Below are 11,741 nucleotides of genomic sequence, written 5' to 3' on the forward strand. Positions count from 1 at the left end.
AATTAAAACTCTTTTCGCAGCCAACTATTGAGTCGCTTGATCCACGAGCCAACTGATGCTGTAACACGTTTTTCTACTTCCGCTTCACCGTTAAGATGTGACTCTTTCCCGTAGTGAAGCAATCCCACAGCCGTCGAGTAATACGGCTCCTGAGCATAATCAGTTAAACCAGTGATATTCAGCGGCGCGCCAATACGCACCTGCGTATGAAACACTCGCTGAGCGCAGGCGGCAAGACCTTCGATCTGCGCCGCGCCACCGGTTAATACAATGCCCGCCGCCAGGTGATGTTTCACACCTTGTTGGCGAAGCTTTTCCTGCAACTGCAATATCTCTTCGTTGACCAGATTGAGCAGCTCGGTATACCGTGGCTCAATCACCTCCGCCAGCGTCTGACGTTGCAGACTACGCGGTGGTCGCCCACCTACGCTCGGCACTTCCACACTCTCATCTTTACCAACGATGGAGCCTAACGCGCAGCCATGGCGAACTTTAATCGCTTCGGCGTCGCTTGGCGGCGTGCCAAAGGCATAGGCGATATCACTGGTCACCACATTGCCAGCATAAGGAATTACCTTGGTGTGGCGCAATGCCCCACCGGTATAAACGGCGATATCCATTGTACCACCACCGATATCGACGACGCAGACTCCCAATTCACGTTCGTCTTCCGTCAATACCGAATAACTTGATGCCAGTCCGGCAAATATCAGTTGGTCAACTTTCAGGCCACAACGTTCAACCGCTTTAACAATGTTTTTCGCCATATCATTGTGACATGTGATCAGGTGCACTTTTGCCTGCATTCGCACGCCGGAAAGCCCCACCGGGTTCTTGATCCCTTCCTGATAGTCAATCGCGTACTCTTGCGGGATCACGTGCAACACACGATGTTCATCACGCACGCGCACCGATTTCGCGGTATGGACGACGTTTTCCACATCTTCTTGCGTCACTTCTTCTTCAGAAATGGGCACCATACCTATTTCATTCTGACAACTGATGTGCTTACCAGAAAGCGCCAGATATACTGAAGAGATCTGACAATCTGCCATCAATTCTGCCTGGTCAATAGCGCGTTGTACGCATTTGACCACGGATTCGAGGTCGTTAACCCCGCCTTTATCCATACCACGTGACGGGCAACTGCCCACACCAATGATATTGACCATACCGTCGGGCAGAACTTCCCCTACTAAAGCGGCAACCTTCGCGGTACCAATCTCCAGTCCTACTACCAGTTTTCTGTCCGTCGCCTTGATCATTGTTGTTCTGCCTGTGCCTGATTTTGTTGCTGAGTAGATTCCTCTGGCGGCAAGGGCGCCCAGCCTACTGCCGCACCAGAGTCATAACGCAAATCAACGTAGCTAATCCGTTTGCCATCGGTTTGCGCCTGCTGCTGTAAAACCGGATAAAGTTCTACAAAGCGAGCCAAACGTTTCATCGTATCGCCCCGGCCAAGGTTGAGCTTAATATCGTTATTCAGCGTCAACTGCCAGGAACGCCGCGCGGTCATCGCCGCTTCCTTCAGAGTAAATCTGTCCTTTGCCAGCATCTGCCCCATTTCGCGATAGCCCTGCAACACTTCATTTGCGCTGCCTTCCGGGCCATACAACATCGGGAGCACCTGCTTGCTGGTGCGATCTGGTGGCACGCTGAAGGTATTTCCTTCGGCGTCTACCATATGTTGATCATTCCACCGCGCAATCGGCACATATTCAACCAGATGAATCTTCAATTCATCAGGCCACTGCTTTCTGACGCTCACCTGCTTAATCCACGGCAGGCGTTGTTCTATTTGCGTCTGGATGATGTTGACATCCTGGGTCATAAAAGTACCCGGCTCACCCAACGCCAGGATCGACTGCCGGATATCGTCATTACGCGTGTAATGCCGTTCACCGGTCAACACCAGCTTTGAGAGCGGCAGGCGTTGCGCATCTTCCATCCAGCCCAACACGACCCAGCCACTCACCAACACTGTCGTTAAAACCGTCAGCAGGAAAAGGATCCCCGCCAGACGTGTTCCATTATTGCGGCGAGAAGAAATCTCTTCCTCGCTGTTTCGCGTGTTCAGAGCAGCCTGCGACATATTAGTCCGCCAGTTCCAGAATTCGTACTACCAACTGCGAGAAGCTTAACCCCGCCTGACGCGCCGCCATCGGCACCAGACTATGGCTGGTCATACCCGGTGAGGTATTGGCTTCCAGCAGATAAAACTGTCCATCACTGTCCAGCATGACGTCAATACGCCCCCATCCTTTGCAGCCTAAAGTCGTCCATGCTTTCAGCACTAATGCCTGCAAATTGGCCTCTTGTGACGCTTCCAGACCAGCGGGGCAGAAATACTGTGTCTCATCAGAGAGATACTTTGCCTCATAATCATAGAAGGTTCCGGCGGGTTGAATACGTATTGACGGTAAAATTTCTTCACCGAGTATCGCAACCGTGAACTCCGGCCCACTTAGCCATTTTTCAATCAATACTTCTTCATCGTGCTGAAATGCCAATCTTAATGCATCTTGTAGAGCATTTTCTGCTACTACTTTTGACATTCCAACGCTGGAACCTTCGCGACTCGGCTTGACAATAAGCGGCAAACCTAAGGCAGAAATTTCTGCTAACTGCTTATCACTAAGGCCTTTTTCAAATTCTGCGCGGGTTAATGCCACCCACGGCGCTACCGGTAAACCTGCTCCCTGCCACAGCAATTTGCTGCGTAGTTTATCCATTGAAAGCGCAGATGCCATCACCCCGCTGCCGGTATAAGGTAGCCCCATCAGCTCGAGCATGCCCTGCAATGTGCCGTCTTCACCGCCGCGCCCGTGCAGAGCGATAAATACTTTCTGAAAGCCCATCGCCTTCAGTTGCGTCACGTCGACTTCTTTCGGATCGACAGGATGCGCGTTGATACTGCCTTCACGCAGCCCGGCTAACACTGCAGCACCAGAATTCAAAGAAACTTCTCTCTCTGCGGAGTTCCCGCCCAACAGGACCGCGATTTTATCAGTCATGTTGCTCTTCCTCCGGAGTTTGCGGCTTCAGTTTGATTTCAGCTAAAGAACGAGCAATTTTTCCGATATTACCCGCCCCCTGCACAAGAATCAGGTCGTTACCAGTTAATACCGGTGCTAACATCTCGGCTACCTGCGCCGGATCAGGCACCAGAATGGGATCAATTTTCCCACGTCCACGAATTGTACGACACAACGAACGGCTGTCCGCTCCCGGAATCGGTGCTTCGCCAGCCGGATAAACGTCCAGCATCAATAAGGTATCGACCTGGGTCAGGACATTGGCAAAATCGTCATACAGATCACGAGTGCGGGTGAAACGGTGCGGCTGAAACAGCATCACCAGGTTTTTATCCGGCCAGCCAGCACGCGCCGCTTTAATCGTGGCATCCACTTCTGTCGGATGGTGGCCGTAGTCATCGACCAGCATTGCTGTACCGCTTTTACCGTTGACCGGCTCCAGCGGAAACTCACCGAGGAAATCAAAGCGACGACCGGTTCCCTGGAAGCTCTCCAGCGCACGCAGAATAGCGTCGTCGTCAATCCCCTCTTCCGTGGCGACCGCAACCGCAGCGGCAGCGTTCAGCGCATTATGACGGCCTGGCGCATTCAGAGTAACGCGCATCGGCTCTTTGTCCTGGCGCAGCAACGTAAAGTGCCCCTGCGGGCCAATCTGCTGATAATCTTCCACACGAACGTCAGCATCTTCACTGAAACCATAAGTGGTAATCTGACGGCCAACGCGCGGTAACAACTCACGGATCACCGGGTCGTCAACACACATCACCGCACGTCCGTAAAACGGCAGGTTGTGCAGAAAATTAATAAAAGTCTGTTTTAAATTCTCGAAGTCACCCTGGTAGGTATCCATGTGATCGGCTTCGATATTGGTGACAATCGCCACCATCGGTTGCAGATGCAGGAACGATGCGTCGCTCTCATCCGCTTCGGCAATCAGGTAACGCCCGTGACCTAAACGTGCATGAACACCCGCCGCTTTTACCAGCCCACCGTTAACGAAGGTCGGGTCGAGGCCCGCTTCTGCGTAGATGCTGGAAACCATCGCGGTGGTGGTGGTTTTACCGTGTGTCCCGGCAATGGCGATGCCATGACGAAAACGCATTAACTCAGCCAGCATTTCCGCACGACGAATAACCGGAATACGCGCTTCATGGGCAGCAACAATCTCTGGGTTGTCAGCAGAAATCGCGCTGGAAACAACGACCACGCTGGCGTCACGCACGTTTTCCGGGCGATGGTTGAAGTAAATCGTCGCCCCCAGATTCATTAACTGCTGCGTGACCGGATTTGGCGCTAAATCGGAACCACTGATCTGATACCCTTCATTGGCCAGAACTTCGGCAATACCGCCCATACCGGCACCACCGATGCCGACAAAGTGTATGTGCCGAACGCGACGCATTTCGGGCACGATGGAACGCAGTTTTGCCAATTGTTGTGTATTCATTCTTTACGCCATTAACTTCTCAAATTCATGCGATGCAAAAGGCATCGCCACAATTACGCCCGGGCAGCCCGGCTCACTTCATTTGCCACTCGCTCGGTGGCATCCGGAATGGATGCAGCACGGGCGCGTTCTGCCATGGTTAATAAGGTTTCTCGCGACCACCCGGCCAGGGTGTTGGCGACAGCGTCCACAGTAAGTTGCGGTTGCTCGATAATTTTGGCTGCGCCCGCTTTCTCCAGCGGCAGCGCATTCCAGTATTGCTGGCGGTCTTTATGCTGAAACGGCACAAACAATGCCGGTAGCCCCGCCGCGGCGATTTCACTCACCGTCAACGCGCCGGAGCGGCAAACAACGACATCCGCCCATGCATAGGCCGCCGCCATATCATCAATAAATTCTGTCACTTTATGCTGCGGTTGCCCCGCTTCGGCATAAGCCTGTTCAACAGATTGTTGCGAACCTTTGCCACTCTGATGCCAGATAGTTACCGTATCGCCCAGCTTTGCTGCGACCTGAGGCATTGTCTGGTTAAGAATACGCGCGCCCTGCGAACCACCCACCACCAACACACGAATCGGGCCTTCACGCCCGGCCAAACGTTGCTGCGGTAACGGCAGCGCCAGCACATCGGTACGCACCGGGTTACCAACCACTTCCGCATTGGGGAAAGCGCCTGGAAACGCCTGCATCACTTTGGTGGCAATTTTCGCCAGCCATTTATTGGTCAAGCCTGCAATGCCGTTTTGTTCGTGAAGTACAACCGGAATGCCTAACGACCATGCTGCCAGACCACCTGGCCCGGAAACGTAGCCGCCCATCCCGAGCACCACATCAGGCTTGTAAGCTTTCATAATTGCCCGCGCCTGCCGCCAGGCGTTAAAGATACGCAGCGGAGCCACGAGTAATGCTTTGATCCCCTTACCACGCAGGCCGGAGATACGAATAAAGTCGATCTCAATACCGTGCTTCGGCACTAAGTCCGCTTCCATACGATCGGCAGTACCCAGCCAGCGAACTTGCCACCCCTGGGCCATTAAATGGTGCGCAACCGCCAGCCCGGGGAACACATGTCCGCCAGTACCGCCAGCCATCACCATTAATCGCTTCCCTTGACCACTCATCGTGAACCTCGTGCAAACGCCTGCGCTTTCTCCAGACGCGTTTCATAATCAATACGCAACAGCATCATGATGGCTGTCGACATAATCAGTAAACTCGAACCACCGTAACTGATCAGCGGCAATGTCAAACCTTTGGTCGGTAGCATCCCCGCCGCCGCGCCTACGTTAACCAGCGCCTGGAAACTAAACCAGATGCCAATTGAACAGGCGAGAAAACCAGAAAAGCGGTGGTCAATTTCTAACGCTTTACGGCCAATCGACATCGCACGAAAAGCGACGAAGAATACCATTAAAAGCGCCAGCACCACACCGATATACCCCAGTTCTTCTCCGATAATGGCGAAAATAAAGTCAGTATGCGCTTCCGGCAGATACTCCAGTTTTTGTACCGAGTTACCTAAACCTTGCCCCCACAATTCGCCACGACCAAACGCCATCAATGATTGCGTCAACTGATAGCCGCTGCCGAACGGGTCTTCCCACGGGTTCCAGAACGCGGTAACGCGGCGAATACGGTATGGTTCAGCGAGGATCAGCAACACAACCGCTGAAATCCCCATGCCGATAATGGCAATGAATTGCCATAATTTCGCCCCCGCCAGGAACAGCATCGCCAGCGTGGTCACAAACAACACCACCACCGTACCGAGGTCAGGCTGCGCCAGCAGCAACACTGCCAGTACCAGAATCACCCCCATCGGTTTCAGGAAGCCGCGCAAGTTATTACGCACTTCGTCACCTTTGCGCACCAGATAGTTGGCGATATAGCAAAACAGCGACAGCTTAGTCAGTTCCGCAGGCTGAATACGCAGCAGGCCGAGATCGATCCAACGCGATGCCCCTTTAACTGAGCTACCCACCACCAGCACGATCATCAGCAAGATGATTGACCCGAGCAGCATTGTGGCGCTGTAGCGCTGCCAGAACTCCATCGGCAGGCGCAGCGTAATGATCGCCAGAATGAACGCCAGGATCAGGTAAACACCATCACGCTTCGCGAAGAAGAACGGATCGTTGGTTAAGCGTTGCCCGATGGGCATTGACGCCGAGGTCACCATGATAAAGCCAATCGCCGCGAGGCCGAAGGTCAGCCACAGCAAGGTACGATCGTACATGATCAGGCTGTCGGTATCTTTTTCCCGCGAGCCCATCACCCAGCCCTTCAGCGCCGTGGAGATCCAGACCAGGATACTGAATCCCGGCAGACGCGGCATTTTCAGGCGAGGGAAAGATAAACGCATCAACCAAACTCCTTCGCCAGACGAGCAAATTCATTGCCCCGTTGTTCAAAGTTCTTGAACTGATCGAGGCTGGCACAGGCCGGAGAGAGCAGAACCATATCTCCCGGTCGCACGCGCGGAGCCAATAGACGCATCGCCTGCTCCATGGTTTCGGTTTGTTCAGCCACTTCCGGGCGTAAAGCCGCTAACTGCGCACCGTCGCGACCGAAGCAATACAGACGAACGTTATCGCCATTCAGATAGCGCGCCAGCGGACTAAAATCCGCCGATTTGCCATCGCCGCCTAACAACAAGTGCAGCGTACCGTCAACATGCAAGCCGTTTAGCGCGGCTTCCGTACTGCCGACGTTGGTAGCTTTCGAGTCGTTAATCCAGCGTACGCCATTGTGCTCAAGCACCACTTCAAAGCGATGCGGCAGACCGGTAAAAGTCGTTAGCGCTGTCAGGCTGCTGGCTCGCGGTAACCCTGCGGCATCCGCCAGCGCCAGTGCCGCCAGCGCATTGGTGTAGTTATGTTGCCCTGAAAGTTTCATCTCTTTCACGTTCAACACTTTCTCACCTTTCACCCGCAGCCAGGTTTCGCCCTGCTGATGATTCAGGTGATAGTCACCCATGTTGACGCCAAAGCTGACGCAACGTTCATCCGCACCGCGGATCGGCATCGTTAAGGCATCATCGGCATTAACCACGCAAACTTTCGCATTTTCGTAAATGCGCAGTTTTGCCGCACGATACTGTTGCAAACCAAACGGATAACGATCCATATGATCTTCAGTTACGTTCAGAATGGTCGCTGCCACCGCCTGTAAACTGGAGGTTGTTTCCAGTTGGAAGCTCGACAGTTCCAACACGTACAGTTCGCACTCATCATCGAGTAACATCAACGCTGGCAGACCAATGTTGCCACCGACGCCAACGTTAACACCTGCTGCTTTCGCCATTTCGCCCACTAAGGTGGTGACCGTACTTTTGCCGTTAGAACCCGTGATCGCCACAATCGGCGCTTGCGCTTCGCGGCAGAACAGTTCGATATCACCAACGATTTCGATTCCGGCATCGGCAGCGGCGCTTAAGGATGGATGCGCCAGCGCAATGCCGGGGCTGGCGACAATAAGATCTGCCGCCATCAGCCATTCATCATTAAGACCGCCAGTATGACGTTCTACCGTTTCGGGTAATTTATCCAGGCCAGGCGGTGTCATACGCGTATCCATAACGCGCGGCGTCACGCCGCGAGCAAGGAAAAAGTCTACGCAGGAAAGCCCGGTGAGGCCCAGGCCGATAATGACGACATTTTTACCCAGGTAATCAGCCATGATTAACGCACCTTCAGCGTTGCCAGACCAATCAGGACCAGCATCAGCGAAATAATCCAGAAACGCACGATGACACGCGGTTCCGGCCAGCCTTTAAGTTCATAGTGGTGATGGATCGGCGCCATGCGGAAAATACGTTGCCCGCGCAGTTTAAAGGAGCCGACCTGCAAAATAACCGACAGGGTTTCGACAACAAACACGCCCCCCATAATCACCAGCAGGAATTCCTGACGCAGCAGCACAGCGATAATGCCCAACGCGCCACCTAACGCCAGCGAACCAACGTCGCCCATAAAGACCTGCGCGGGATAGGTGTTAAACCACAGGAAGCCCAGCCCTGCCCCGACTATCGCGGTGCAGACGATAACCAGCTCCCCGGCGTGTCGCAGATACGGTATATGTAAGTAGCTGGCAAAGTTCATGTTGCCGGTAGCCCAGGCCACCAGTGCAAAACCACCTGCGACAAAGACGGTCGGCATAATGGCCAGACCGTCGAGGCCATCGGTCAGGTTTACCGCGTTGCCCGTACCGACAATCACAAAATACGCCAGCAGGATATAAAACAAGCCTAACTGCGGCATCACATCTTTAAAGAACGGCACCACCAGTTGCGTTGCTGGCGTGTCTTTTCCTGCAAGATAAAGTGCGAAAGCAACGCCCAACGCAATCACCGACATCCAGAAATACTTCCAGCGCGCGATCAAACCTTTGGTGTCTTTGCGCACGACTTTGCGATAGTCATCAACAAAACCAATAATGCCGTAACCGACCAGCACCACCAGTACGCACCAGACATACGGGTTGGAGGGATAAGCCCACAAGATCACGGAGACGACAATCGCAGTCAGGATCATGATCCCACCCATGGTCGGCGTGCCGCGCTTACTGAAGTGTGATTCAGGGCCATCGTTACGAACAACCTGCCCGAAGGAGAGTTTTTGCAAATGAGCAATCATGCGCGGGCCCATCCACAATGAGATGAACAGCGCAGTCAGCAGGCTGACGATGGCGCGAAACGTCAGATAGGAAAAGACGTTAAAGCCGGAATAATATTTGACCAAATGTTCGGCCAGCCAAACTAACATGTCCCATTCTCCTGTAAAGCGCGTACTACCTCTTCCATGGCAGCACTACGTGAACCCTTAACTAAAATCGTAATCACCTGTTGCTCTGCAATCAGTGATTTAAGACGCGTAATCAACGCGGATTTATCAGCAAAATGTTCGCCAGCACCGCTGGCGGTGCTGATAGCATGGCTTTGCTTGCCCACGCTTAACACGCGGTCAATACCAGCCGCCTTCGCCGCTTCCCCCACCTGGACATGACAGGCATCACTTTCAGCACCCAGCTCGGCCATATCACCAACCACCAGCACGCGATAACCCGGCATTTCAGCCAGTACCTGAACTGCGGCGGTCATTGAGCCAACATTGGCGTTGTAGGAGTCGTCGAGCAGCAACTGGTTTTCCGCCAGTTGAATGGGGAACAGACGACCAGGAACAGCTTGCAGATTTGCCAGTCCCGTTTTGATGGCATCAAGCGTTGCACCCACGGACATGGAGAGCGCCGCGGCAGCCAACGCATTTGCGATATTGTGACGCCCCGGCAGCGGCAGCAGAACATCGACGCTACCTGTTGGGGTTTGCAGCGTAAATTCAGTACCATGTGAAGTCACATGGATATTGGTAGCGGTAAAATCGCTGTTGGCGGCATTTGGCGAAAAACGCCACACTTTGCGTGAGCCAATCACACTCTGCCAGTTCAGCCAGTCGTTGTTATCGGCATTCATGATAGCGATACCGTTTTCTGGCAGGCCGGTAAAGATTTCGCCTTTCGCTTTCGCGACACCCGCAAGCGAGCCGAAACCTTCCAGATGCGCAGCCGCCAGATTGTTGACCAGTGCGGCTTCCGGACGGGTCAGGCTAACAGTCCAGGCAATTTCGCCCTGATGGTTAGCGCCAAGCTCAATGACCGCGTAATCGTATTCCGGCGTTAAACGCAGCAGCGTCATTGGCACGCCGATGTCGTTGTTGAGATTGCCAGCCGTATAAAGCGTGTTGCCACACTGACTTAAAATCGCCGCGGTCATCTCTTTCACGGAGGTTTTACCGGAGGAACCGGTCAGGGCAACCACACGAGCAGGAACTTGCTGACGAACCCATGCTGCCAGTTCACCAAATGCCAGACGCGTATCGTTAACGATTAACTGTGGCAGGTCGATATCCAGCGGACGGCTAACCAGCAGCGCGCCCGCCCCTCCAGCTTTCGCCTGGTCGGCAAAATCATGGGCATCGAAACGTTCGCCTTTCAGGGCGACGAACAGACAGCCAGGCGTCAATTTACGGGTATCGGTGGTTACGGCGTCAAGGGTGATATCAGCCCCTTTCAGTTCGCCGTTGAGAATATTCGCCAGTTGGCTAAGGGTTACACTAATCATGCGATTACCCCCAGCAAACGCGCCACCGTGACGCGATCGGAGTAGTCCAGACGCTGATTACCGACAATCTGGTAATCTTCATGGCCTTTACCCGCGACCAACACGACATCATTTTCTTTCGCCTGCATAACGGCGCACGTTACCGCTTCGGCGCGCCCTTCCATCACTTTGGCATGTCCGGCGTCTAACATCCCCGCCAGAATATCGTTGATGATGGCACGCGGCTCTTCAGTACGCGGGTTGTCATCCGTTACCACCGCCACGTCGGCAAACTCTTCAGCAATTGCCCCCATCAGTGGGCGCTTGCCTTTATCGCGATCGCCGCCACAGCCGAAGACGCACCACAGCTTACCCGCACAGTGCAGGCGCGCAGCCTGCAAGGCTTTTTCCAGCGCATCCGGAGTGTGAGCATAATCCACAACAACCGTCGGTTTGCCTGGCGCAGTGAACACTTCCATACGTCCGCAAACCGGTTGCAGACGCGCGGCGGTTTTCAGCAGGTCAGCTAATGGGTAACCGAGCGCCAGCAGCGTCGCCAGCGCCAGCAGCAGGTTACTAACGTTGAATGCGCCCATCAGGCGGCTTTCTATTTCCCCATCGCCCCAGCTTGAGGTGAAGCGAATGGTCGCACCGCTGTCGTGATAGTTCACGCCAGTCGCTTTCAACCAGCGGCCATGACAGTTCGGATTGATATTTTCTTCCATCGACACGGCAACCGCGTCCGGCAATTTTGCCAGCCAGCGGCGGCCTACTTCGTCATCAGCGTTGACAATCGCCTGACCGCAATGATGTTCGGAGTAAAGCAACCATTTCGCCGCTTCGTAGTGTTCCATATCACCATGATAATCAAGGTGATCGCGACTTAAGTTAGTAAAGACCGACGCCGCAAATTTCAATGCCGCCACACGGTGCTGTACCAGCCCGTGTGAGGAAACTTCCATTGCGCAAAAAGTCGCGCCCTGATCCACCAGCCCCGCCAGCTCATGCTGAACGTCGACTGCCGAACCGGTGGTATTTTCCGTCGGGATCACTTTACCCAGCAGGCCATTACCAACAGTGCCCATTACCGCGCTGGTTTCACCAAGCAGTTGGCTCCATTGCGCCAGAAGCTGAGTCGTTGTGGTTTTGCCGTTGGTGCCCGTTA

The 11,741-nt window shown here is 54.0% G+C and carries 10 protein-coding genes; all 10 read right to left on the reverse strand.

Going from position 1 to position 11,741, the window contains the following annotated elements; genetic code table 11:
- Window positions 1-2 precede the first annotated feature (2 nt).
- Complete coding sequence (ftsA, locus tag BEA93_RS11410; RefSeq protein ID WP_000588474.1) at window positions 3-1,265, reverse strand: cell division protein FtsA; 1,263 nt, start codon at window positions 1,263-1,265, stop codon at window positions 3-5.
- The gene (gene ftsQ, locus BEA93_RS11415) at window positions 1,262-2,092 is read right to left on the reverse strand and encodes a cell division protein FtsQ (RefSeq protein ID WP_000075732.1); all 831 of its coding nucleotides are present in this window, start codon (window positions 2,090-2,092) and stop codon (window positions 1,262-1,264) included. Before ftsQ ends, ftsA begins: the two co-directional genes overlap by 4 nt.
- Window position 2,093: 1 nt before the next feature.
- On the reverse strand, window positions 2,094-3,014 hold the full coding sequence (ddlB, locus tag BEA93_RS11420; protein WP_000130029.1) for a D-alanine--D-alanine ligase: 921 nt from the start codon (window positions 3,012-3,014) through the stop codon (window positions 2,094-2,096).
- On the reverse strand, window positions 3,007-4,482 hold the full coding sequence (gene murC, locus BEA93_RS11425) for a UDP-N-acetylmuramate--L-alanine ligase (RefSeq protein ID WP_001096039.1): 1,476 nt from the start codon (window positions 4,480-4,482) through the stop codon (window positions 3,007-3,009). The genes ddlB and murC overlap by 8 nt, the downstream gene beginning before the upstream one ends.
- A 53-nt stretch (window positions 4,483-4,535) precedes the next feature.
- Window positions 4,536-5,603: an undecaprenyldiphospho-muramoylpentapeptide beta-N-acetylglucosaminyltransferase gene (gene murG / locus BEA93_RS11430; RefSeq protein WP_105224679.1), complete on the reverse strand. Its 1,068-nt coding sequence runs from the start codon at window positions 5,601-5,603 to the stop codon at window positions 4,536-4,538.
- Window positions 5,600-6,844, reverse strand: a complete 1,245-nt coding sequence (gene ftsW / locus BEA93_RS11435) for a cell division protein FtsW (protein ID WP_001517743.1) — start codon at window positions 6,842-6,844, stop codon at window positions 5,600-5,602. Before ftsW ends, murG begins: the two co-directional genes overlap by 4 nt.
- Window positions 6,844-8,160, reverse strand: a complete 1,317-nt coding sequence (murD, locus tag BEA93_RS11440; protein WP_000796427.1) for a UDP-N-acetylmuramoyl-L-alanine--D-glutamate ligase — start codon at window positions 8,158-8,160, stop codon at window positions 6,844-6,846. Before murD ends, ftsW begins: the two co-directional genes overlap by 1 nt.
- A 2-nt stretch (window positions 8,161-8,162) precedes the next feature.
- Complete coding sequence (gene mraY / locus BEA93_RS11445; protein ID WP_000964135.1) at window positions 8,163-9,245, reverse strand: phospho-N-acetylmuramoyl-pentapeptide-transferase; 1,083 nt, start codon at window positions 9,243-9,245, stop codon at window positions 8,163-8,165.
- Window positions 9,239-10,597, reverse strand: a complete 1,359-nt coding sequence (gene murF, locus BEA93_RS11450) for a UDP-N-acetylmuramoyl-tripeptide--D-alanyl-D-alanine ligase (protein ID WP_001517742.1) — start codon at window positions 10,595-10,597, stop codon at window positions 9,239-9,241. Before murF ends, mraY begins: the two co-directional genes overlap by 7 nt.
- Window positions 10,594-11,741 (reverse strand): UDP-N-acetylmuramoyl-L-alanyl-D-glutamate--2,6-diaminopimelate ligase (murE, locus tag BEA93_RS11455; protein WP_105263358.1); only part of this gene is annotated, 1,148 nt, incomplete at its 5' end. The genes murF and murE, both read right to left, overlap by 4 nt.

This window comes from Escherichia sp. MOD1-EC5950 (assembly GCF_002965345.1).
Taxonomy (GTDB): Bacteria; Pseudomonadota; Gammaproteobacteria; order Enterobacterales; family Enterobacteriaceae; genus Escherichia; species Escherichia marmotae.